The organism is Brachybacterium sacelli (assembly GCF_017876545.1).
In the GTDB taxonomy this organism is placed as follows: Bacteria; Actinomycetota; Actinomycetes; order Actinomycetales; family Dermabacteraceae; genus Brachybacterium; species Brachybacterium sacelli.
Genome location: NZ_JAGIOD010000001.1, coordinates 47,751 through 69,329, shown reverse-complemented (window position 1 = coordinate 69,329; position 21,579 = coordinate 47,751). Strand labels below are relative to the sequence as shown.

The 21,579-nt window shown below is 71.3% G+C and carries 20 protein-coding genes; 14 read left to right on the top strand and 6 right to left on the bottom strand.

Annotated features, from left to right (window positions below; all coding sequences use genetic code 11):
- Window positions 1-2 precede the first annotated feature (2 nt).
- From JOF43_RS00330 to JOF43_RS00305, 6 genes are all read left to right on the top strand, one after another.
- Entirely contained in the window at window positions 3-935 is a 933-nt protein-coding gene (locus JOF43_RS00330) for an ABC transporter substrate-binding protein (RefSeq protein WP_209897743.1), read from the top strand.
- The gene (locus JOF43_RS00325; RefSeq protein ID WP_377783627.1) at window positions 932-1,909 is read left to right on the top strand and encodes an amino acid ABC transporter permease; all 978 of its coding nucleotides are present in this window, start codon (window positions 932-934) and stop codon (window positions 1,907-1,909) included. The genes JOF43_RS00330 and JOF43_RS00325 overlap by 4 nt, the downstream gene beginning before the upstream one ends.
- Window positions 1,909-2,760, top strand: coding sequence for an amino acid ABC transporter ATP-binding protein (locus tag JOF43_RS00320; RefSeq protein WP_281065001.1), 852 nt, complete (start codon window positions 1,909-1,911; stop codon window positions 2,758-2,760). The genes JOF43_RS00325 and JOF43_RS00320 overlap by 1 nt, the downstream gene beginning before the upstream one ends.
- 188 nt (window positions 2,761-2,948) lie before the next feature.
- Window positions 2,949-3,797 carry a hypothetical protein gene (locus tag JOF43_RS00315; RefSeq protein WP_209897741.1) on the top strand — a complete coding sequence of 283 codons (849 nt, stop codon included), beginning with the start codon at window positions 2,949-2,951 and terminating at the stop codon, window positions 3,795-3,797.
- A gap of 76 nt (window positions 3,798-3,873) precedes the next feature.
- Entirely contained in the window at window positions 3,874-4,725 is an 852-nt protein-coding gene (locus tag JOF43_RS00310; RefSeq protein ID WP_209897739.1) for a hypothetical protein, read from the top strand.
- Window positions 4,722-5,423 carry a hypothetical protein gene (locus JOF43_RS00305; RefSeq protein WP_209897737.1) on the top strand — a complete coding sequence of 234 codons (702 nt, stop codon included), beginning with the start codon at window positions 4,722-4,724 and terminating at the stop codon, window positions 5,421-5,423. The genes JOF43_RS00310 and JOF43_RS00305 overlap by 4 nt, the downstream gene beginning before the upstream one ends.
- Before the next feature lie 31 nt (window positions 5,424-5,454).
- Here JOF43_RS00305 and JOF43_RS00300 read toward each other — a convergent pair whose 3' ends face one another.
- Window positions 5,455-6,705, bottom strand: coding sequence for a YibE/F family protein (locus JOF43_RS00300; protein ID WP_209897735.1), 1,251 nt, complete (start codon window positions 6,703-6,705; stop codon window positions 5,455-5,457).
- Between the two features lie 60 nt (window positions 6,706-6,765).
- Window positions 6,766-9,051, bottom strand: coding sequence for an HAD-IB family hydrolase (locus JOF43_RS00295; protein ID WP_209897733.1), 2,286 nt, complete (start codon window positions 9,049-9,051; stop codon window positions 6,766-6,768).
- A 134-nt stretch (window positions 9,052-9,185) separates the two neighbouring features.
- Here JOF43_RS00295 and JOF43_RS00290 point away from each other — a divergent pair, with 134 nt between their 5' ends.
- The 5 genes from JOF43_RS00290 to JOF43_RS00270 are packed head-to-tail and all read left to right on the top strand — an operon-like array spanning window position 9,186 to window position 13,542.
- Window positions 9,186-9,962 carry an SDR family NAD(P)-dependent oxidoreductase gene (locus JOF43_RS00290; RefSeq protein ID WP_209897731.1) on the top strand — a complete coding sequence of 259 codons (777 nt, stop codon included), beginning with the start codon at window positions 9,186-9,188 and terminating at the stop codon, window positions 9,960-9,962.
- 4 nt (window positions 9,963-9,966) lie between these two features.
- Window positions 9,967-10,860, top strand: a complete 894-nt coding sequence (locus JOF43_RS00285; protein WP_209897729.1) for a lysophospholipid acyltransferase family protein — start codon at window positions 9,967-9,969, stop codon at window positions 10,858-10,860.
- Window positions 10,857-12,563 carry an FAD-binding oxidoreductase gene (locus tag JOF43_RS00280; RefSeq protein WP_209897727.1) on the top strand — a complete coding sequence of 569 codons (1,707 nt, stop codon included), beginning with the start codon at window positions 10,857-10,859 and terminating at the stop codon, window positions 12,561-12,563. The genes JOF43_RS00285 and JOF43_RS00280 overlap by 4 nt, the downstream gene beginning before the upstream one ends.
- A gap of 14 nt (window positions 12,564-12,577) precedes the next feature.
- On the top strand, window positions 12,578-13,156 hold the full coding sequence (locus JOF43_RS00275; protein ID WP_209897725.1) for a histidine phosphatase family protein: 579 nt from the start codon (window positions 12,578-12,580) through the stop codon (window positions 13,154-13,156).
- Window positions 13,153-13,542 (top strand): hypothetical protein, encoded by a 390-nt coding sequence (locus tag JOF43_RS00270; protein WP_209897723.1) that lies wholly within the window; start codon window positions 13,153-13,155, stop codon window positions 13,540-13,542. The genes JOF43_RS00275 and JOF43_RS00270 overlap by 4 nt, the downstream gene beginning before the upstream one ends.
- Before the next feature lie 45 nt (window positions 13,543-13,587).
- Here the strand turns inward: JOF43_RS00270 and JOF43_RS00265 are convergent, their stop codons facing one another.
- A complete protein-coding gene (locus JOF43_RS00265; RefSeq protein ID WP_209897722.1) occupies window positions 13,588-14,685 on the bottom strand; it encodes an alpha/beta hydrolase in 1,098 nt (365 codons plus the stop codon).
- A 390-nt stretch (window positions 14,686-15,075) separates the two neighbouring features.
- Between JOF43_RS00265 and JOF43_RS00260 the strand changes: the two genes are divergently transcribed.
- The gene (locus JOF43_RS00260) at window positions 15,076-15,849 is read left to right on the top strand and encodes a ThuA domain-containing protein (protein ID WP_209897720.1); all 774 of its coding nucleotides are present in this window, start codon (window positions 15,076-15,078) and stop codon (window positions 15,847-15,849) included.
- The gene (locus JOF43_RS00255; RefSeq protein WP_342592050.1) at window positions 15,839-17,062 is read left to right on the top strand and encodes a Gfo/Idh/MocA family protein; all 1,224 of its coding nucleotides are present in this window, start codon (window positions 15,839-15,841) and stop codon (window positions 17,060-17,062) included. Before JOF43_RS00260 ends, JOF43_RS00255 begins: the two co-directional genes overlap by 11 nt.
- Window positions 17,063-17,134: 72 nt before the next feature.
- Here the strand turns inward: JOF43_RS00255 and JOF43_RS00250 are convergent, their stop codons facing one another.
- Both JOF43_RS00250 and JOF43_RS00245 read right to left on the bottom strand, forming a co-directional pair.
- Window positions 17,135-19,048 (bottom strand): gamma-glutamyltransferase family protein, encoded by a 1,914-nt coding sequence (locus JOF43_RS00250; RefSeq protein ID WP_209897716.1) that lies wholly within the window; start codon window positions 19,046-19,048, stop codon window positions 17,135-17,137.
- Between the two features lie 51 nt (window positions 19,049-19,099).
- Entirely contained in the window at window positions 19,100-20,134 is a 1,035-nt protein-coding gene (locus tag JOF43_RS00245) for a cation diffusion facilitator family transporter (protein WP_342592049.1), read from the bottom strand.
- A gap of 57 nt (window positions 20,135-20,191) precedes the next feature.
- Here JOF43_RS00245 and JOF43_RS00240 point away from each other — a divergent pair, with 57 nt between their 5' ends.
- Window positions 20,192-20,539, top strand: a complete 348-nt coding sequence (locus JOF43_RS00240; RefSeq protein ID WP_209897714.1) for an ArsR/SmtB family transcription factor — start codon at window positions 20,192-20,194, stop codon at window positions 20,537-20,539.
- A 10-nt stretch (window positions 20,540-20,549) separates the two neighbouring features.
- Here the strand turns inward: JOF43_RS00240 and JOF43_RS00235 are convergent, their stop codons facing one another.
- Entirely contained in the window at window positions 20,550-21,488 is a 939-nt protein-coding gene (locus JOF43_RS00235) for a sulfite exporter TauE/SafE family protein (protein ID WP_209897712.1), read from the bottom strand.
- Window positions 21,489-21,579: the final 91 nt, after the last annotated feature.

Here is a 21,579-nt window from a genome sequence, read left to right as displayed (position 1 = left end):
TAGTGTCTTCACTCCGTCCCCGCCGGCGCACCCTGCTGCGCGCGCTCCCGTTCGCGCTCGGCGGCGCCGCCCTGGCCCCCGCACTCGGGGCCTGCACGCACGCCTCCGAGCGCCTGGACGCCGAGACCAACGCGATCCCCGAGGTCGACCTCGGCGGCATCGAGGAGCAGCCCGAGCTGGCCGCCCTCGTGCCGCAGGAGATCCGGGAGCGCGGGGAGCTCGTCAACGGCGCTGCCCTGAACTACGCGCCGGGTGAGTTCGTCGGCTCCGACGGTGAGGCCGTCGGTTACGACATCGACATCCTCGCCGCCGTCGGCAGGGTCCTGGGCCTGCGCACCCGGACCGAGTCCGCCGTGTTCGCGCAGATCATCCCGGCCATCGGCTCCACGTACGATGTCGGCATCTCCAGCTTCACCATCGACCCGCAGCGGCTCGAGCAGGTCTCGATGGTCTCCTACTTCGCTGCCGGCATGTCCTACGCCGTCAAGAGCGGGAACCCCTACGGCATCACCCCGCCGGACCTGTGCGGCTCCCGCGTCGCCCACCAGGTCGGCACGTACATGGACGACGTCGTCGTCGAGCGTGACGAGCAGTGCCGGGCCGACGGCGGCAGCGGGATCGTCGATCAGCCCTACGTCGGCAACGCCGACGCCGCGACCGCCGTCGCGGGCGGCAAGGCCGATGTCCTGATCGGCGACTCGCCCGTCATCGCCTATGCCGTGGACCGCTCGCGCGGCACCCTCGAGCAGGTCGGCGACATCGAGGACGCGGCGCTGAACGGCATCGTCGTGGCCAAGGACCAGCCGGAGCTGGCCGAAGCGATCCGCGCGGCGGTGCAGCACCTCATCGACTCCGGCGCCCTCCGCGAGATCCTCGCGGCCTGGGGCAACGAGAACGGCATGATCGAGACCTCGGAAGTGGACCCGCAGCAGTGAGCACACAGACCTCCGCCCCCGCCGCCGGCCACCGCCACGGCTCCGACCCGATCCCGGGCCGGATCCGGGCCAAGGCCAGCCCCCGCCCCGGCACCTGGATCAGCGCCGTCGTCGTCGCGCTGCTGGTCCTGGGGCTGATCAACTTCCTGGTCACCAATCCCGTCTTCGACTGGGCGACCGTGGCGACCTACATCCTCGATGTCAAGGTGGTCCAGGGCGTCGGCTGGACCCTGCTGATCACCGTCCTGGCCATGGTGCTGGGCACGATCGTGGCGCTGACCGCCGCGATCATGCGTCGCAGCGAGAACCCCGTGCTGCGCGGCGTCTCCTGGGCGTACATCTTCGTCTTCCGCGGCACACCGGTGTACACGCAGCTGGTGTTCTGGGGACTGTTCGCCGTGATCGTCCCGAAGATCGCCCTCGGCGTCCCCTTCGGTCCCGAATGGTTCTCCTTCGCCACCCGGGACTACTTCCCGGCGTTCTGGGCCGCTGTGGTGGGCCTGGGCCTGAACGAGGGCGCCTATCTCGCCGAGATCATCCGCTCCGGGCTGAACTCCGTGGACAAAGGGCAGACGGAGGCCTCCAAGGCGCTGGGCATGGGCAACGGCAACATCCTGCGGCGCATCATCATCCCGCAGGCCATGCGCGTGATCGTCCCGCCGCTGGGCAACGAGACCATCGGCATGCTGAAGACGACCTCGCTCGTGCTCGCCGTCCCCTTCACCCTCGATCTGACCTTCGCGACCAACGCCATCGCCAACAAGCTGTATGCCCCGATACCGCTGCTCATCGTGGCGGCGATCTGGTACCTCGCCATCACCAGCGTGCTGATGGTGGGCCAGTACTACCTCGAGCGGTACTTCGGCCGCGGCTTCGACGACCGCCCCGGCGGAGCGTCGCGCCGCTCCCGCCAGGCCGCCGTGAACCGCGCCGGCACGACCCCCAAGGACTCGCTCCCGGAGGTGGAGCTCTGATGACCCACGCCGCCACCCCCGTGCCCGAGGAGGCCCCGTCCGAGAGGACCGCTGCGGCCTCCGGCCGTCGCGCCGCCGCCCCCGCGCCGCTGATCCAGCTCGAGAGCATCCACAAGGCCTTCGGCGATCTGCACGTGCTCAAGGGCTGCGATCTCGAGGTCGCCCCCGGTGAGGTCGCCGTGCTCGTCGGGCCCTCCGGGTCCGGCAAGTCCACGCTGCTGCGCTGCATCAACCAGCTCGAGGAGCCGACGGCGGGGCGGGTGCGGATCGCCGGCGTCACCCAGGGCTACGTCGAGGAGCCGCTGCCCGATGGTCGCTGGCAGAAGCTCTCCACCGCCGAGATCGCCCGCCAGCGCGCCCGCATCGGCATGGTGTTCCAGCGCTTCCACCTGTTCCCGCACATGACCGCACTGGCGAACGTCATGGAGGCGCCCATGCAGGTGCTGGGCCGGACCAAGGCCCAGGCGCAGGAATCCGCGCTCGCCCTCCTCGAGCGGGTGGGCCTGGCCGACCGCGCCGACCACTACCCCTCGGAGCTCTCCGGCGGTCAGCAGCAGCGCGTCGCCATCGCTCGTGCGCTCGCGATGGAGCCCGAGCTGATGCTGTTCGACGAACCCACCTCGGCACTGGACCCGGAGCTCGTCGCCGAGGTGCTGGCCGTGCTCAAGGAGCTCGCCGAGGGCGGCATGACCATGATCGTGGTGACCCACGAGATGGGCTTCGCCCGCGAGGTCGCCGACCAGGTCGTGTTCATGGACGACGGCATGATTCTCGAGCAGGGCACCCCCGAGCAGCTCATCGAGCACCCGCAGTCGGATCGTCTCCAGGGCTTCCTCGCCTCGGTGCTGTGAGGGCACGGGCGGCGGGCGGCAGAGCGCGCGCCGCGCCGGCCCGTCGCCGCTCGCGGCGGTCGTGGGGACTTCTCCCCATCGCGCTCCGAGGCGACCTTCCCTAGGATCGTCCGGGAACGGACAGCGTGGACCGCGAGATGGTGGGAGCCTGGCACGGCGTCGGGTCGGGGACGAAGGGGACGATCAACATGGCAGGGTTCTACGGAGCGGACACCGAACAGCTGCGAGGTTTCGGCGACCTCCTCGAGACGCAGAACGGCCGGCTCTCCGAACTCGCCTCCCAGCTTGCCTCGCAGGTGAACTCGGTGGAGTGGGTCGGTTCGGACGCCGACGACTTCCGCTCCGAGTTCTCGGGCCGTGTCAGCGGACTGTTCGACACCGCCGACGGGCTGCTCCGCCAGCGCCGCGGCGAGGTCGAGGAGCACGCCGAGCAGCAGGACGAGGCCAGCGATCCGAGCGACGGGGGAGTGCTCGACGCGATCGGTGACGCCGTCGGAGACGTCATCGATGGTGCGGTGGGCGTCGCGACCGCCGTCGGCCAGGGAATCTGGGATGTGCTCAACCATCCGCTGACGGCCGGTGTCCTGGAAGGGCTCGGCCACCTCGGTACGGCGCTCTCGGACATCAAGGGACTCGGGTTCCTCGGCTCCCTGGGGAAGGTCTTCGCCCCGATCAGCATCGTCACGGGCGTCAACCAAGCTCTCAACCCGAGCCACGAGGGCTGGCGCGGGGTCGGCGACAGGATCGCCGGCGGGTTGAGCGTCGTCGCGGGGGTCGCGGCGTTCATCCCCGGTGGCCAGCTGGTGGCGGGGATCGCCGGTGGTGCCGCCGCCCTCTGGAACGCGGGCAACTGGGTCTACGACAACTGGGACGGGATCACCTCCACGGTGTCCGATGCGTACGACGCGACCACGGGTGCCATCGGGGACGCGGCCGAGGCGACCGGCGAAGCCATCGGGGACGCGGCCGAGGCGACCGGTGATTTCGTCGGTGACGTCGCCGAAGGCGTCGGCGACTTCGTCGGCGGTCTGTTCTGACCCGCGCCCCGCTCACGCCCTTCAGCACCCCGCTCACGCCCTCCCTCGCCCCGACCCGACCCCGTAAGGTGAAGCCATGACGACGACGCCAGGATCCGGCGATGCCACCGCCGCCCCCCAGTACTCGGAGACCGACTTCCAGCTCGCGATCGCGGTGGTCACCCAGGAGCTCGAGGAACCCGTTCAGCACATCGTGACGCTGTCCGACGAGGAGCTGCTGGCGATCGAGGGCATCCAGCACCGCCAGCTCTCGCCGCTGCTGTGGGCCGAGGAGAACCTCCGCTCCGACGAGGAGAGGGCCATCGCGGTCGCCTCGGCCACCCGCTCGATGATCGCCCGAGGCCTGGTCACCACGTCCACGATCAAGGACCCTCGTCTGCCCGAGCAGACCGCTCCGGACGACGAGATCGCACCTGCGCTGCGCGGGACCGTCGTCGCCCGCCGGGCCGCGGACTGGGTGCTCGTCGCCGAGCGCACGACGTCGCAGGGCAAGGCCGTCGGTCAGTTCTTCGTCTTCGACCTCGAGGACGATCGTCGGGTCATCTTCGAGGTGTTCGACGCGATGGGCATGCACCTCTTCTTCGCGCTGTCCTTCGAGGACCTCGCCGAGCAGTTCTGGCTGTGGGTGGATCCCGCTCGCGAGATCGGCGAGGTCGACGGGGAACCGGAGGAATTCTCGGCGGCCGGCTTCTCCGACAGCGAGAAAGCCCGCAGCCTCGGGGAATCGCGAGCCGCGAGCGCGGTGGTCGTGCGCGGTCGCGGCGAGGACGCCGAGCTCTCGGCGTTCACGCTCTTCGCCAAGCCGGGCCAGGTCGAGCTCATGGAGACCGAGGGGACGGGCGACGGTGCCCTGGTGCGCATCGCGCCCATCTCCCGCCCGAGCCTCGATGAGCTCGTGGAGTCGCTGTTCGAGAAGCGCGACGAGTGAGCCTGCACGGATTCCTGCGCAGGAACGGTGGGGAGATCGGTCGTCCGCTCACCATCTACCGCAATGGCTACGGAGCCGGGACGGTCATCGGCGCCGTCGTCCTCTGGATCGCGTGCAGCGTCCTGTTCCTGCTGCATCCCGATCTCGGCCCTGTGCAGAAGGCGCTGGCGGTGGTGATCCTGGCTGTCGTCGTCGTGGCCGCGCTGCTCCTCATGGCCGGTGAAGTGCTGGTGGTCGCCGAGCGTGGCCTGGCCCTCGGGACCTCGAACCTTGGACGCTCCCCGTTCGTCGTGCGCTACGACCAGATCACGGTGGGATCTGTGGTCCCCGTGCATCGCTCGCGCCTCTACGCGAGGACGACCGGCCGGTACGGCATGACGTCCACGGTGCGGAACTCCGCGTGGATCAACCAGGGCATCTACTTCGTCGGGCCGTCCGCGCGGGACGCGCGTCGTACGGGAGCGGTCCGCGGCGCTTTGTCCACCTCGTCCGGTGGTTCGATCGACGGCCGCCACTTCTGGTTCGCCGGCACGGGGTCGACTCCTCCGGAACAGGTCACGGCACAGATCGCACAGGCGGCGGGAACCATCGGCCTGCAGCAGTTCGCGCGCGCGACGGCCGCCGCCCCGCCTCGTGAGCTGACGGGGAAGCGGGCCGACGCCGCCCGGCTGCTTCCGGGCTTCCCTGCCCACAGATGACCGGATCGCGGCCCACAGCCGGGCTGAGCGGTCAGTACCGAGCCAGGCGCTCCTCGAGCTGCTCGTCGCGGGAGACGCGCTGCGCCGGTCGGGTGGCGAGCGCCGCGGCGATCGCCGTGGTCAGCGGGATCGCGAGTACCAGGCCGATCGACGCGATCAGGGTGCGGAAGACCTCGGCGGCGATCTCGCCGGAGGTGAGGGTGTCCAGGAGGGAGCGGTTGATGGTGGAGGCGAACATCAGCAGCGGCAGCGCGGAGCCGATGTACGCGTAGGCGAGGGTGTAGACGGTCGAGGCGATGTGGTCACGGCCGATCCGCATGGTCGCGGTGAACACCTCGAACCGGGAGGCCCGCGGCATGGCCGCCCGCAGCTCCCAGGCGGAGGACGCCTGTGTGATGGTGACGTCGTTGAGTGCCCCGAGGCCCGAGATGATCACCCCGGCGAGGAACACCGCCGGCATCGACAGCTGCGGATAGGTCCCGTACAGCATCTGCGCCGCTTCCCCGTCGGTCCCCGTCATCCCGGTGGGGCCCCCGCCCAGCAGGGCGAGGGCGACGGTCACGGCGATGCCGCCGAAGGTGCCGAGCACCGCCGTCATGGTGCGCACCGAGATCCCGTGGGCGAAGTACACGCACGGGAAGATCATGGCTGATGCCGCCACCAGTGCGACCAGCACGGCATTCTCCCCGGCGAAGATCGCCGGCAGCATGAACCACAGCACGATCGCCACGCCGGCCGCGAGCCCGACCATGGCCCGCAGACCGTTGCCGCGGGCCACCAGGGCCACCAGCAGCAGGTAGGCCACCAGCAGCACCGCGAGCGGGAGGGTGCGTTCGTGGTCGAAGTAGTACAGCAGCGGCACACTCTCCGCCCCGCCACCGGTCGCTGCCTCGCCCTGAGCGCTCTCGGCCAGGGAGAGCACGCGCAGCCGGTCACCCACCTGGATGCCGTCGGCGGCGACCTCGGGCGGCACGTCGACCTGGACACTGGTCCCGTCGTAGGGCGCCGCCCGGCCGACGGCCCCGACCAGGACGGTCTCGCTGGGCCGTCCGTCGATCTCGGCCTCGGTGACGGTGACCGGGACGATCTCCACGCCCTCGGCGAGATGCTGGGAGGTGTCCACGCGCTCCGCGTCCGTCGGCCACAGCACCACGAGACCGACGACGGTCGCCACCAGCAGCAGACCGGTCAGGACGGCCAGGACGACGCGCGGCCCGCGGGGCACGCTGAAGGGACGACGCTCCCTGCGATGGTGGGCGTGTCCGGGCCCGGTCCCGCTCATCCGAGCATGTTCCTGCTCATCCGGTCTCCGCTCATCCGGCCCGTGCCCGTCCGGGCTCGCTCACCACTCCAGGATCTGCCAGCGCTTCTTCTTCGCCACCGCGTACAGCCCGAGGTCCGGGGAGATCGCGGTCGGGGTGCCGACCAGATCGAGCCAGGAGGCGTCGGCGTGCGAGTCGCCGTAGCCGTAGGAGGCCGGGAGATCCGCACCGTGCGCGAGGGCGTACTTGCGCAGCCAGTTGGCGCGGGCCTCGTCGACCAGCGGGGGAGTGGCCAGGTAACCCGTCATCACCCCGGTCTCGTCCTCGTCCATGTGGGTCGCGACGACCTCGTCGAACAGGTCGGCCAGCGGCTCCACGAGCACGTCCAGCGCGCCGGAGACCAGCACGGTGCGATGGCCGGCGGCGCGGTGGCGCTCGATGACCTCGAGCGCCTCGGGACGGATCGAGGCGCGGATCCGTCGCCCCGCCTCGCCCTGCATCAGGGAGCGCAGCTCCTCGCCGCGGTACCCCTTGTAGCGGCGGTTGACCAGGCGGATCAGCTCGGAGCGGTCGCGCTGCTCGGCCCGGAGGTAGCCGGGCACCGCCGCCAGCAGAGAACCGATCTCGGCCGGCCACACGCGGCGCGGCCTCGTCGCACGGACCACCGCGAAGTACTGCTGGACGATGTTGGTGGCCAGCACGGTGCCGTCGAGGTCGAACACCGCGAGCGCGTTCGTGTCGTGAGTGAGCTCAGGTGCCGGGCGGGAGGCCCGCTTGCGCTGGGCGGACTTCGCGCGGGAGTAGGCCTTGGTCAGGTCGGTGACCGCCGGCAGGTGCTGCTGCTGGAAGTAGTCGCGCCAGGTGAGCCCGGTGACGTCGAAGTCGTGGCCCTCCAGGAAGTCGGCCGGGAGCTCTTGGCGCAGGGCGCGGGTGTTGGCGTCGTCGAAGACCATCTCCGTCTTCGTGTACTGGCGGTACAGCTCGATGTACATGCGCAGCGTGGTCAACCCCGAGGTCGCCTTGTGCAGCCCGGAGGTCCATTCGCGGGTGCGCCGGGTGGCGGGCAGGAAGGCGACCGCTGCGGAGCCGGCCTTGGCGGCGAGCTCCTTGGCGCGGAAGCGCTGCTCCACCATCTCGACGGCGGGGAAGGTCCACTCGGGGACCGCGATCGGACGGCCCTTGTCGTCCTGCAGCGGATGCTCCACGAAGTACTCGCGCACTGCGGTGAACATCTCGTGGAAGGGCAGGGGGTTCGAGGCGCCGGAGACCACCTGGAAGTAGGCCTCGTCGCCACGGCGGGAGACGTCCTGCGTGGCCAGGGCCACGATCACGTTGACCACGTAGTCCACGGGGATGATGTCGAGGATCGAATCCGCCAGGCCCGGGAACTCGGGCAGGGCACCGCGGCCGTAGGCCATGATCAGCGGGTCGGCGACCTTGTACCCGTCGATCCACCCCGGGAACGGCTTGCGCACGGCGGACTCGATGATCGAGGGGCGCACGAAGGAGACGCGGTGGCCGGCGTCGGCCCACAGCTCCTCGGCGACCTGCTCGGCCATGGCCTTGGTGAAGGTGTAGATGTCGGTCCAGCCCACGGACTGGGCGCGGGTGCGGCCGAAGTCGACCAGCCGCTCGTCGACCCAGGCACGACGGGCCTCCTCGGAGGCGGCGGCGACGGCCTTGGGACCCATGCGGCCGTCGCGCAGCTTCGCCCCGCGGATCTGGGAGCGCAGGGTCTCGGGCCGACGGGACTCGGCCTCGACCCGGTCGCGGGCCTCGAGCGCGGCCTGGTACTCGGCGCGCCAGTCGACGTCGGTCTGCAGGGAGCCCTCCTGCCGCAGACCCTTGGCGATGCCGCCCACGTACGCGGTGGAGACGTGGATGACGTGCGGGTCCTGCCCGGAGGCGAGCAGCGCCTCGTACAGGTTGCGGGCGCCGCCGACGTTGGTGCGGAAGGCCTCGTCGATCGGCGGGTCGAAGGAGACGGAGGAGGCCGAGTGGATGACCACGTCGATCGGCTCCTCGATCGCGGGCATGTCGGTGAGGTCGCCCTCGAGCACGTCGACGCGCGCATCGAAGGCCTCCTTCACGACGGCCTTGCCGTCCTGGCCCTCCGCGCCGAGCGCGTCTGCCCAGGAGGAGAAGACTGGCTTGCGCAGCAGCTGCTCGAGACGCTTGCGGCCGCTGAGCGAGCCCTTGGGGCGCACGACGGCGGTGACGTGGGTGTGCTCGGTGGTCTCCAGCAGGGAGCGCAGCACCGCCTGGCCGAGGAAGCCGGTGACGCCGGTCAGCAGGATCCGTCGGTCCCCCTGTCGGGGTCCGCCGGTGGGGGCGGACGGGTCGGCGGACGTGGAGCTGTTCGACATGGGTTCCCTCTGTGGACGGGTGCGGCAGGAGGTGGGGAGGGCACGGCCCCGGTCGCGATCGACGCGCCTCGGGGCCGCCTCACCAGCGTTCATCCCCGCGCTGGTCAGGGCCCCGCTAGTGTATCGTAGCCGTCATGCACAGGGCCTTGATCACCGGCGGCACCGCGGGCATCGGGGCCGCCTTCGCACGAGCCTTCGCAGGCCGCGGAGCCGCGCTGGTACTGGTCGCGCGCGATCCGGTCCGACTGGACGAGACCGCGACGCAGCTCCGGGACGAGTACGGCGTCGAGGTCGAGACCCTCGTGGCCGATCTCTCCGACCGCGAGGCGCAGCAGCGCGTGGCCGACCGTCTCGAGACCGACGTCGACCCGGTCGACGTGCTCGTGAACAACGCCGGTTTCTCGGTCAGGGCGAGCCTGCTCGCGGAGGACCTCACTCCGCACGACCTCGGCTTCGAGGTGATGATCCGCGCCGTGCTGAAGCTGGGCGGCGCCGCCGGGCGCGGCATGGGTCGCCGCGGCGGGGGCTGGATCATCAACGTCGGGTCCGTCAGCGCCCTGGTGACCCAGAACAACTACTCGGCCATCAAGGCCTGGGTCGGCAACTACTCCGAGTCCCTCGGCGTTCAGCTCGACGGGGACGGTGTCCAGGTCACGGCCCTGATGCCGGGGTGGGTGCGCACCGAGTTCCACACCCGCGCGGGCATCAAGGGCTCCTCGATCCCCGGCGTGCTGTGGCTGAGCCCCGACCGCCTGGTCGAGGATTGTCTGCGCGATGTGGCCCGCGGCAAGCCGGTCTCCGTCCCCTCCAAGCGCTGGAAGCTGATCGCCGCGGTCCTGCGCACCACCCCGCGTGGCATCGTGGCCCGTCTGAGCGCCGTGCTCAGCCATCGACGCAGCCGGGAGAAGTGAGCGGATGAGCCACCAGGACCCTCCTGATCCCGCGGAGGACCCAGCGCCGGACCCCGTGGACCGCAAGAAGTCCGCCGGCCCCGCGGCCGAGGGCTCCGCCGGCCCCGCGGCCGCGGGCAAGGAACCCGGTCCCGGCCGACGGCTCATCGATTCGCTGTCTGCGCGCTCACGCGGCGAGGGCTGGGAGAAGCCGCAGGGGGAACTGGCGAAGTACCGCTCGGGATGGCGCGCGGGCCTGCGGTTCGTGCTGCAGCGGGTGCTCTTCCGCGCGATCGTGGCGTCCGCGGTGACACCCCAGGTGAAGGTGCCGCGCCGGGTCAAGAGCGTCCGCGGGCCGTTCGTCCTGGTCGCCAACCACACCAGCCACGTCGACGGCCCGCTGCTGGCGATGAGCCTCCCGTGGACCCAGGGCCGATACCTGTGCACCGGGACAGCGGCGGACTACTGGTTCGACCACTGGCACCGCCGGATCTTCGTGCGCTCGATGCTCAATGCCTTCCCGATCGATCGCGGGGGCTCGCGCAAGCACTCGGGCACCTCCCGCCGTCTGCTGCGCTCCGGCGTGCCGATCCTGGTGTTCCCCGAGGGCGGTCGCCAGCAGACCGGGAAGATGGCGGACTTCAAGCCCGGTGCCGCCGCGCTCGCCATCGGCGTCGGCGTCCCCGTGATCCCCGCCGCGATCGTCGGAGGGTACGAGGCGATGCCGAAGGGGTACAACTGGCCGAAGAAGGGACGCCCGCCGGTCGCGGTCGTCTTCGGCGAGCCGATGATCTCCGAGCCGAACGAGTCGGCCGTCGAGTTCTCCGCCCGGATCCAGCAGCGCGTCCACGACCTGTACGACGAGAACCACGAGGAGGTCCTGGGCGAGGGCGTCCAGGACGAGGAGGGACCTGCATGAGCGATCGGCTCAGCGCCCGCGAGGTCAAGCGGCACAAGTGGTGGGGGTGGGGTCTGGACGACGTCACCTTCCGCTACGACAACAAGCCCGCCTTCCCCCCGCTGGCGAAGAACAAGGTCGGCGTCGATCTGGACTCGAAGCAGCCCGTCGAACCGGATCTGGCGGACCTCGAGGTGCCACCCGGTCGTCTGCCCGCCGCGATCCGCTCCCGGCTCACCGACGTGGTCGGCGAGGAGAACCTGGCCGACGACGACGAGTACCGCGTCGTCCACTCCTTCGGGCGCTCGCTGCCGGACCTGTTCCGCGTGCGCGCCGGTGACTTCGCCCGCCTCGTCGACGCCGTGGTCTACCCGGTCTGCGAGGAGGAGGTCGCGGCGATCCTGCGGATCGTGCTGGAGGAGGATCTGGTGCTGATCCCCTACGGCGGCGGCTCCTGCATCTCCGGCTCCGTCACGCCCGAGGTCGACGAGCAGCGGCCCGTGCTGACCATGAACGTGGGCCGGATGCGCGAGGTGATCGAGATCGACGACACCGCCGGCCTGGCCCGGGTCGAGGCAGGGGTCTACGGCCCGGACCTCGAGGAGCAGCTGAACGAGCTCGGCTGGACAGTCGGCCACTTCCCGGACTCCTTCACCTACTCCACCCTCGGTGGCTGGGCGGCGACCCGCTCCTCGGGCATGCAGTCCGACAAGTACGGCGACATCGAGGACATCGTGCGCGGAATGCGCGTGGTCCACCCCGACGGCGTCGCCGTGACCAAGGCGATCCCGGGGCGCGACTCCGGCCCCTCCGTGCACGAGATGATCCTGGGCAGCGAGGGCCGCCTCGGCGTGATCACCGAGACCACGGTGCAGGTCCACCGCATCTCCCCGGTCCGTCAGGTCATCGCCTACATGTACCCCGACTGGGAGCACGGGATCCGGGGAATGCACGCGATCGCCCGCTCCACGGACGTCGCCCCCACCTTCACCCGGCTCTCCGACGGACCGGAGACCGAGTTCAGCCTGTCCATGGTCAAGGAGCCCTCCTCGACCAAGGGCAGGGTCGCGGCGAAGGTGCAGGAGGGCCTGTTCGCCTACCTGCGCTCGAAGGGCTGGGACACGACCGACGAGATGTCGATCTCCTACGTCTGCTTCGAGGGCTCCAAGGAGTCGGTCGAGCAGCAGAAGTCGATCGTGAAGAAGATCGTGAAGAACGCCGGGGGCATCACCCTCGGCGCCGGGCCCGGTGCGATCTACGACCAGAAGAAGTTCGACACGCCCTACCTGCGCGACTTCCTGATGAACTACCAGGTCTTCGGCGACGTCTGCGACACCGGGGCGACCTGGTCGTCGATCAACGAGGTCCACTCGACGGTCTACGACGCGTTCTACGCGGTGCAGGAGGAACAGGGCCTGCCGGGCTTCATGTTCTGCCACATGTCGCACAGCTACCACTCGGGCGCGTGCCTCTACTTCACCTTCGCCTTCCCCTACTCCTCGGACGGGGAGGCGCTGGAGCAGTACTACGCGGCGAAGAACGCGGTGCAGCAGGCCTTCGTCGACCTGGGCTCGACCGTCTCCCACCACCATGCGGTGGGCACCGAGCACCAGCCGTGGATCACGGAGGACATCGGTGAGGTCGGCGTGCGCATGATCAAGGGGCTGTTCGAGGACAACGACCCGGGGCACAACCTGAACCCGGGCAAGGTCACCACACCCTGAGCGGGGCGCCGCCGATGCACGACATCCGGGTGCTGCGGCACGGTGAGTCCACCGCGAACGTCGAGGGACTGATCGTCTCGACGCCGGGGCGGCGCGCCCTGACCGAGGTGGGTCTCACCCCGCGCGGGCGCGAGCAGGCCCGGGAGGCCGGGCGCGGGGCGCTCGAGCAGGGCCTCGGGGCGGACACGCTGGTCCTCTCCAGCGACTACGCCCGCGCCCTCCAGACCGCCGAGGAGTTCGCGAGGGTCCTCGGGGCGGCCGCCCCGCGCCAGGATCCGCGCCTGCGCGAGCGCAGCTTCGGGACCCATGACGAGGGGCCGGCGAGCGCCTATGACCAGGTGTGGACGGTGGACCGCGCGCGGGGCACGCACGATCACGAGGTCGAGCCGGTCGAGGAGGTCGCCGCGCGCGTCGCGCAGGTGCTGCGGGAGGCCGACGCACGGACCGCCGAGGCACCCGTCGTGCTGGTCGCCCACGGCGACGTCCTCCAGATCGCGCTCGCGGTGGGCGCCGGGGTCGACCCCCACGACCACCGCGACGTCCCGCACCTGGGCAATGCCGAGCTGCGCCGGCTCGGCCCCCGCCGCTCATGACTCAGGCCCGCCCGGTGCCGGTCGAGCTCGTCGTGCGCGGCGATCGCGCCGGGGTGCAGGCGACCCTCGAGGAGTTCTTCCTCGGCCGCGGCTGGAGACTGCGTGAGCGCGGGGACGACCGCCTCGATGTCGAGCGCGGCAGCCGTCGCCGCACCGTCTTCCTCGGTGCCCTGGCCGGGAAGGCCTTCTACCTCACCGCGCGGATCGAGATCCGCGCGGGAGAGCATGCCACCGTCCTGCGGTACCGCGGGGATGCCGGTGCGGGGGCGGCGCTCGGCGGGATCCTCGGGCGCCACCGTGCGGCCCGCGCGCATCAGGAGACCGCCGCCGCCCTCGCCGGGCGCTTCGAGAGCGAAGGTCGGATGGTGCAGGTGCGGCGGGGCTGATCCGAGAGCGCGCGGTCCGCGCCGCGCCCGACCGCAGAGCCTCGATCACGCCTCGAGCACCGCCATCATCCCCGGGAGGTCCTCGGCGAGGTTGTCCGCCCAGAGCTCCCAGTCGTGCGTCGCGCCGGCGATGAGCTCGAAGTCGTGGTCGATCGCGGCATCGTCCAGGGCATCGCTGAAGCTCTGCAGGTTCGGGTGCACGACGTTCTCGACACCGTCGCCGAACATCTCCCCGAGCTTGTCCTGGAAGGCGATGAGGAGGTCCTGATCGCCGTGGAGCCCGTCGAAGAAGTCGTTCCACGGGCCGTCCCCGGTGCGCAGGAAGACCCGCTTGTCCCGGTACCGCTCGAGGTTCTCGATCGGGTTGTATCCGCTGGCGATCCGTGGGAACAGCTCAGGTCCCCAGGTCGCTCCCGAGGGATTCGCGGTGGCGACGTACTTCTCCGCATCGAAGGCGGGGCAGATCCAGATGGCCCCGGCCACGGCCCAGCTGTGCCAGTCGCGCTCGCTGCAGTCCGCGGGACCCGAGTAGGAGCTCACGGACCGGAAATGGCCCCAGTAGCGCTGGCCGAGGGACAGCGCGCCCCAGCCGCCCATGGAGAGACCGCCGATCGCCATGCGCTGCGGAGCGGTGCGGAAGTTCGCGTGGACGAACGGGAGCACCTGATCCATGATGAACGACTCCCAGTTCGCCTCGCGCCCGGGCAGCGGGGCGTTGGCGTTCGAGTAGAAGGAGCCGGCACCCCCGTCCGGCATCACGACGATGACGTCGTGCTGCTCGGTCTCCTCGAGCACCGTGCCGCCGCCCTCCGTCCACTCCAGGGAGTTCCCGCCGCGACCGTGCAGGAGCAGGAGCACGGGAAAGCGCCGGTCGGGGTCCTCGAGATAGCTCGGCGGGACGGTGACGCGCACCGACGGCGGGAAGGTCTTCACCATGCCCCCGGTGTCGAAGCGGAAGTCGACCGAGCGGAGATCGGGATGGCGCCACGGGCTGCCGTCGATCATGCGCAGACCGGCGGCATCGTGGAACTCGCCGAGGGCGGCGCTCGCGCGCCCGGCGCCGAGGGCCACCAGCGGCCCCGCGGCGGCGGCGCCGAGGAGGAGGGAACGGCGGGACGGGGCGAACGGGGTGCTGCGCAGCATGGGCTCTCCACGGGTCAGGAGCAATTGTGTCACACGGCACAGTGCCCGGATCCTCCAGACGGCCGCAAGGACGGCAGGTCGGGGCGGGGTGTCCACGGTGCGACGCCGGTGCGGTGCAGCGTGCCGGAGAGGCGGGCAGGCCCCCTCGCCATTGAGGGAACCTGCGGACGACCATAGCCCTCTACCGATGAGTATCGCGTCACATCCGGGTCACGGTTCGGTCGTGTCCTCACCATGCGAGGTGATGGCGCCCGTCACGGCGGCCCTCCGGCACATCTGTCGCGGCGCGTCGCGGACCACCCTCTTCCCTCGTGGGAATATTTCCCTACGATGGACGAACTGCGCTGACGGGTCGCCCGCAGCGCATCCTCCACCCAGCAAAGGACTGCAATGACACTGCGTATCGCCGTGTTCGGCGAGAACAGGCACGAGAAGGTCGATCCGAAGGTCCAGGAGATCTACCCCGAGGGCATGCACACGGTCATCGCCGACGGCCTGCGCGAGCTGCTGGCCGCCGACGGTGTCGACGCCGAAGTGCGCATCGCCCTGCTCGACGACATCGAGGAGTCGTTGTCCGAGGAGGCCCTGGCCGAGACCGACGTGCTGACCTGGTGGGGCCACATGGCGCACGCCGACGTCCCGGACGAGGTCGCCGCACGGGTGGTCCGACGGGTCCACGAGGGCATGGGCCTGGTCCCCCTGCACTCGGCGCACTACTCCAAGCCGTTCAAGGCCCTGATGGGCACCACCTGCTCCCTGCTGTGGCGCAACGAGGGCGAGGAGGAGCGGGTGTGGACCGTCAATGGCTCCCATCCCATCGCCCGCGGCGTCCCGCACCCGATCGTCGTGCCGGAGCAGGAGATGTACGGCGAGATGTTCGACATCCCCGCGCCCGACGAGCTCGTCTTCGTCTCCTCCTTCGCCGGCGGTGAGGTGTTCCGCTCCGGCGCCGCCTTCCGCCGCGGCAAGGGCAAGGTGTTCTACTTCAGCCCCGGCGACCAGGAGTACCCCGTCTATCGCCAGGCCGAGATCCGCCGCGTGCTGGCCAACGCCGTGCAGTGGGCCCGTCCCGAGGACCGCCCGGCCGCCCCGGTCAAGATCGCCAATGCGCCGCGCGACTGGTTCCGCGCAGAGGACGCCGAAGGAGTCACGCGTGTCATCTGACGTCGACATCACTGCAGGCCACGGCACGGACACCGCTGCCGCGCCCACGCTCGCCCCGCACCTGACCGGTTTCCCCCGGGTGCCTGCGGACCGACCGGCCCGGGTGGTCGTGGTCGGTGCCGGGGGCATGGGCAGCTGGTGGGCGCGCGAGGTGGTAGACAGCGACGTCGCCGAGCTGGTGGGCGTGGCGGATCTCGTCGAGGGCGCCCCGCAGCGCGTCATCGAGCAGTCCGGGATCGCGGATCCGTCGGCCGTCGCCGCCGGCACCGACGGCGTCGACCTGGCTCGTCAGGTGGGAGCCGACCTGCTCATCGACCCCACCGTGCCCGTCGCCCACCACCCGGTGACGGTCAAGGCGCTGCACGCCGGGATCCCGGTGCTCGGCGAGAAGCCCGTCACCGAGACCCTGCCGGAGGCGATCAGCCTGGTCGCGCACACCGAGCTGACCGGGGTGCCCTTCATGGTCTCCCAGTCCCGACGCTTCTTCCGCCAGGTGCGCCAGCTGCGCAGCTTCGTCGCCGCCCACGGGCCGACGGTGCTGACCAGCGCCTTCTTCTCCCTGTTCACGGAGATGGGCGGCTACCGGCGCACGCAGCTGCACCCGCTGCTGCGGGACATGGGCATCCACGCCTTCGACACCGCCCGGTACATCATGGACGCGGACCCGGTGGCGGTCACCGCCCGCGGCGCCCAGCCCGAGTGGAGCGTGTACAGCCACGACGCGACGGTCACGGCGACCTTCGAGATGTCCGACGGCTCGCTGTTCGTCTACAACGGCACCTGGAACGCCCGCGGACTGCCGACCTACTGGAACAGCGAGTGGCGGATCGGGGCCCAGCAGGGCTCGGCCACGTGGGACGGCAAGGGTGCTCCCGTGCTCGGGACCGAGGACGAGGAGTCCACGGAGCGCCTCCAGGCCGCGGTCGCCGCCGAGACCGGCGAGGAGCCCGACCAGATCGCCGCTTCCCTCATCGAGTGCGTCAGCGCGCTGCGCGAGGGGCGCACCCCGATGTGCGAGGTCCACGAGAACCTGCTCAGCTTCGCCATGGTCGAGGCGGCCGTCGCCTCGGTCGACCGGGGTGAACGGGTGGAGATCGACGACCTGCTCGAGCAGGCCCGGATCGAGGCGATCGCCGCCGAGACGGACCCGCGGGCCCGCGACCTCATGCAGTCGTGGAGCTCGGTGCGCGAGGTGCTCGCCGCCGCGCAATGAGCGCCCGCCGGCTGTGAGCCGCCGGAACCCGGTCCCTCCCTCGAGGGGCCGGGCTCCTTCGTGTGCCCGTGGTCACCGACCCACTGCGTAGCCCTGGGCGCCCCGAGGGTTCGCGGCGGCTCGGAGCACTCCGGTGGCCGGATCACGCACGACGCAGGAGAGGCGGCCCAGCGCCCAGTCCCCGGCCCGCGTGACCCGGTGGCCGCGGCGCTCGAGCCCGGAGATCACCTCCTCGCCCAGCCGGTCCTCGACCACCGCGCCGCCCGGCTCCCAGGTGCGCGGCCAGAAGGATCCGGCTATCGCGGTGCTGTGCAGGGCCGGTGCGTCGATCGCGGCCTGCGGGGTCCAGCCGCCCACCAGCAGGCGCAGGATCAGCAGGAGCTGCCACTGGTCCTGCTGATCCCCGCCGGGGGAGCCGAGGGCGAGCACGGGAGCGCCGTCCTGGAGCACCAGGGTCGGGGTGAGCGTGGTGCGGGGACGGCGCCCCGGGGTCAGGGCCGAGGGGGAGTGCTCGTCCAGCCAGGTCATCTGCAGGCGGGTGCCCAGGCAGAACCCGAGCCCGGGGATGGTCGGGGAGGACTGCAGCCAGCCGCCCGAGGGGGTCGCGGAGATCATGTTCCCCCACCGGTCGACGACGTCGAGATGGCAGGTGTCCCCGCGCACGATGCCGTCCGCGTCGGCACCGGGGTCGCCGGTGACGGCCGACGACTGCTCCGCCGGTGCCTCCTGCGCCGGCCCGGCCGCACCGCGGGCCGCGGGCACGGAGGGCTCCCCGCCGCCGGCGGAGACCGGGTCGCGGTCGGATCGCGCCGCCTGCTCGGCGGCCGTGCGCAGGGGAGGGGCCGCGCCGGTCGCCCCCGCGAGGTGGCCGGGCCGGAACTCGAGCGAGGCCCGCTGCCCGATCAGGGCGCGCCGCTCGGCGGCGTACTCCTCGCTCAGCAGCACCGAGAGGTCCACGTCGACGGCATCGCCGTAGTAGGTGTCGCGGTCGGCGTAGGCGAGCTTCAGGGCCTCCAGCACGGTGTGGGCGCCGAGCTCCGTGGAGGGGTCGAGGTGGTCGTCGGGGAGGCCTTCGAGGATCGCGAGGGTCTGCAGCAGCACGGGTCCCTGCCCCCACGGGCCGGTCTTGGCGATCGTGTACCCGCGGAAGGTGAAGGTGGTGGCCTCCTCGAAGGATGCCGAGGCGCCGGCGAAGTCGGCCGCGGTGATCACCCCGGCGTGGTCGGCGCCGTCGGAGTGCCGGTGCACGGTGGCGGCGAACTCGGCGGCCTCATCGGCCACGCGTCCCGTGCGCCACTCGGTACGGGCCGCGGCGACGCGTGCGACCCGTGGGTCCGGGACGTCCTGGCCGACGGCCTCTCCCGCCGCGATCAGCTCCCGCAGCACCCGGACGTAGCCCGGATCGGTGATCAGCTCCCCGGGTCGCGGGACCCGCCCCGCGGGCATCCATCGCGCGGCCGACGTGGGCCAGTGCGCGGTGAACAGCTCGGCGACCGCCGCGATCTGCTGGCACACCCGCGGCAGGACCGGGTGCCCGTCCTCGGCGTACCCGATCGCGTACTCGAGCACGTCGGCCACCTCCCAGGTGCCGTGCTCCTGGAGCAGCAGCAACCAGGCGTCGACCGCGGCGGGCACGGCGGCGGCCAGGGCTCCGGCGCCCGGCACCAGGTCGAGCCCTTCGGCGCGGTAGTGCTCGGGCGTGGCGGCGGCCGGGGCGGCGCCCTGCCCCATCAGGACCACGGGACGCCCGGGTTCCTCGGCGGTCGCGAACAGGCCGGTCATGTCGCCGCCGGGACCGTTGAGGTGGGGCTCGACGACGTGCAGGACGAAGGCGCCCGCCACCGCGGCGTCGAAGGCGTTCCCGCCGCGCTCGAGCACCGACTGCGCTGTCGACGAGGCGAGCCAGTGGGTGGAGGCGACCATGCCGAAGGTGCCCTCGAGGGTGGGACGGGTGGTGAACTCGCCGGGCGGGGCGAAGGCGGGCATCGGTGTCCTCCTGGGCTGCGGGGTCCCGGTCATGGTAGGCCGATCGTGCGATCACGCGCGGGGCGCGGCACCCTGCGGACCGGGACGAGCGGAGACGAGGACGCCCGCACGCTCGAGGTGCGGCAGCTCCCGATGCAGCGCCGTCTCGACGTCGGCCGTGATCGACCCCGCCTCGGTGAGGTCGAGGCTCGAGGGAAGCTCGAGCTTCAGCTCGGCCTCGAGACGGTGCCCGCTCCAGCGAGCCCGGACACCCTCGACCGCGAGCACGCCGGGCACGGCGACGGCCGCGGCCTCGATCCGGTCCAGCAGCTCTGGCTCGATCCCGTCCATCAGGCGCCGGATCACGGTGCGCATCGAGGTGATCAGCACGGTGATCACGACCGCGGCGATCATCAGGCCGATGAGCGGGTCGATCCAGGGCAGACCCAGCCAGGCACCGATCACGCCGATCGCCACCGCGAGGGAGGTGAGGGCATCGGTGCGGGCGTGCTGTCCCTCGGCGACCAGGGCCGCAGAGCCGATGCGCCGGCCCGCACGGATCCGGTAGATCGCCACCAGCTCGTTGCCGGCGGCGCCGACCAGAGCTGCCGCCAGCACCCAGCCCAGGTGCGTCATGGCGCGGTCGCCGGACAGTGCCCGCACGGATTCCCCGACGATGAGCGCGGCCGAGAGGGCGACCACTGCCCCGATCAGCAACCCCACCAGGTCCTCCGCGCGCCGGAATCCGAAGCTGTAGCGGCGGGTCGGGGCCCGCCGGCCCAGTCGGAAGGCGAGTATCAGCGGGATTGTGGTGGCCAGGTGGCCGAGGTTGTGCAGGGTGTCGGCGAGCAGCGCCACGGAACCGCTGAGCGCGACGATCACGATCTGCAGCGCCGCGGTGGCGCCCATGCCGGCGAGGCTGATCCACGCCGCCCGCAGACCGATCGAGCTGGCTTCCTCAGCAGTGCGGATGGCATCGCCGTGGTCGTGGCTGTGCGGGATCAGCGCATGGCGCAGACGGGCGGGGAGCCCGGCGTGTGCAGGACCCGGACCGTGGTGATGGTCCTGGCGGCGGGTGGTCGAACGGGTTTCGGGGAGGCGGCTCACAATGGCAATGTATCTGCGCAGTCATGCAGATAGCAAGATCCGCGTACGATGGAAGACATGCATGACGAGCCGGTGCGCGCCGTCCCCGACGAGGAGCATGCGCAGATCGCCGCGAGCACCTTCCGGATGCTCTCGGACCCGACGCGCGTGAAGATCCTCTGGTTACTGTTCCGGGAGGAATCCAGCGTCAACGCGCTGGCGGAGTCCGTCGGGGCGCCGTCGGCGGCGGTCAGCCAGCACCTGGCGAAGCTGCGCCTGGCGGGACTGGTCCAGAGCCGCAAGGAGGGCACCTTCGCCTATTACCGCGCTTCCGACGCGCACGTCAGACGCCTGCTGGTCGAGACCCTCTCGCACGCCGAGCACGTCACAGGAGCGGCGGAGGCCGCGGACCCGCACAGCTATTGATCTGTCCTGCTCAGCCCTCGCTCGCGAGCGCCTTCTGCTGATCCTCGTCGGCCTCCGGCGCGCCGTCCACGGGGAGTTCCGCAGCACGCTCCCGGCGGTGCGACCGGACGGAATGGACGACCGCGGCCGCCCAGAGGGCGGCGATCATGAGGAGCACGAGCAGCCGCAGGTCCCCGGGTGCGGCGATCGCGTCGCTGCCCAAGATCGTGCGCGTGTTCGTGAGCACGATGACGCCGCCCACCAGGGAGCCGAGCACGCGCGGCGGCACCAGCCGCACGAGCCACGCGGCGATCGGGGCGGCGATCAGGCCGCCGGCCAGCAGGGCGAGGACCCAGGTGAGCTCGATCCCGGCGGTCCCGAGGCCCACGAGGAAGCCGAGCGAGGCGGCGAGGGAGACCACGAACTCGCTGGTGTCGATCGAGCCGACGACCTTGCGGGGCTCGATGCGCCCGCTCGCGAGCAGGGTGGGCGTGCCGACGGGCCCCCAGCCTCCTCCGCCGGTGGCGTCCATGAAGCCGGCCACGACACCGAGCGGAGCGAGGAAGCGCCGGCGCAGCGGCTTGCCCAGATTGCGGCGGTCGAGTCCCTTGAGGGTGAATCGCACGAGCACGTAGACGCCGAGCGCCAGCAGGATCCCGGACATCAACGGCTCGGCGACCTCGGTGGAGAGCCAGGACAGGAAGCCGGCGCCGGCGAAGGCCCCGAGGGCACCGGGGAGCGCGATGCGCCGGACGACCTTCCAGTCCACGTTCCCGAACTTCCAGTGCGCGAGACCGGAGGCGAGGGTGGTGCCTATCTCGGACAGGTGCACGGTCGCGGAGGCGGCCGCGGGGTTGGTGCCGATGGCGAGCAGAAGCGTGGTCGAGGTGACGCCGTAGGCCATGCCGAGGCTGCCGTCCACGAGCTGGGCCCCGAGCCCCACGAGGGCGAGCAGGAGGAGTTGGCGCATCGGGCAGGTCCTTCCGAGCAGGTGTGTGGGCTCTCCACACGAAGGATGTCTACTCGATGAGGACCCCCCGGGACAATAGGGGAGACATGAA

Excerpts from the sequence above, each read along its gene's own strand:
- JOF43_RS00320 (WP_281065001.1), top strand. The coding sequence starts at position 1,909 with ATGACCCACGCCGCCACCCCCGTGCCCGAGGAGGCCCCGTCCGAGAGG.
- JOF43_RS00315 (WP_209897741.1), top strand. The coding sequence starts at position 2,949 with ATGGCAGGGTTCTACGGAGCGGACACCGAACAGCTGCGAGGTTTCGGC.
- JOF43_RS00310 (WP_209897739.1), top strand. The coding sequence starts at position 3,874 with ATGACGACGACGCCAGGATCCGGCGATGCCACCGCCGCCCCCCAGTAC.
- JOF43_RS00300 (WP_209897735.1), bottom strand. The coding sequence starts at position 6,705 with ATGAGCGGGACCGGGCCCGGACACGCCCACCATCGCAGGGAGCGTCGT.
- JOF43_RS00295 (WP_209897733.1), bottom strand. The coding sequence starts at position 9,051 with ATGTCGAACAGCTCCACGTCCGCCGACCCGTCCGCCCCCACCGGCGGA.
- JOF43_RS00290 (WP_209897731.1), top strand. The coding sequence starts at position 9,186 with ATGCACAGGGCCTTGATCACCGGCGGCACCGCGGGCATCGGGGCCGCC.
- JOF43_RS00285 (WP_209897729.1), top strand. The coding sequence starts at position 9,967 with ATGAGCCACCAGGACCCTCCTGATCCCGCGGAGGACCCAGCGCCGGAC.
- JOF43_RS00280 (WP_209897727.1), top strand. The coding sequence starts at position 10,857 with ATGAGCGATCGGCTCAGCGCCCGCGAGGTCAAGCGGCACAAGTGGTGG.
- JOF43_RS00275 (WP_209897725.1), top strand. The coding sequence starts at position 12,578 with ATGCACGACATCCGGGTGCTGCGGCACGGTGAGTCCACCGCGAACGTC.
- JOF43_RS00270 (WP_209897723.1), top strand. The coding sequence starts at position 13,153 with ATGACTCAGGCCCGCCCGGTGCCGGTCGAGCTCGTCGTGCGCGGCGAT.
- JOF43_RS00265 (WP_209897722.1), bottom strand. The coding sequence starts at position 14,685 with ATGCTGCGCAGCACCCCGTTCGCCCCGTCCCGCCGTTCCCTCCTCCTC.
- JOF43_RS00260 (WP_209897720.1), top strand. The coding sequence starts at position 15,076 with ATGACACTGCGTATCGCCGTGTTCGGCGAGAACAGGCACGAGAAGGTC.
- JOF43_RS00250 (WP_209897716.1), bottom strand. The coding sequence starts at position 19,048 with ATGCCCGCCTTCGCCCCGCCCGGCGAGTTCACCACCCGTCCCACCCTC.
- JOF43_RS00240 (WP_209897714.1), top strand. The coding sequence starts at position 20,192 with ATGCATGACGAGCCGGTGCGCGCCGTCCCCGACGAGGAGCATGCGCAG.
- JOF43_RS00235 (WP_209897712.1), bottom strand. The coding sequence starts at position 21,488 with ATGCGCCAACTCCTCCTGCTCGCCCTCGTGGGGCTCGGGGCCCAGCTC.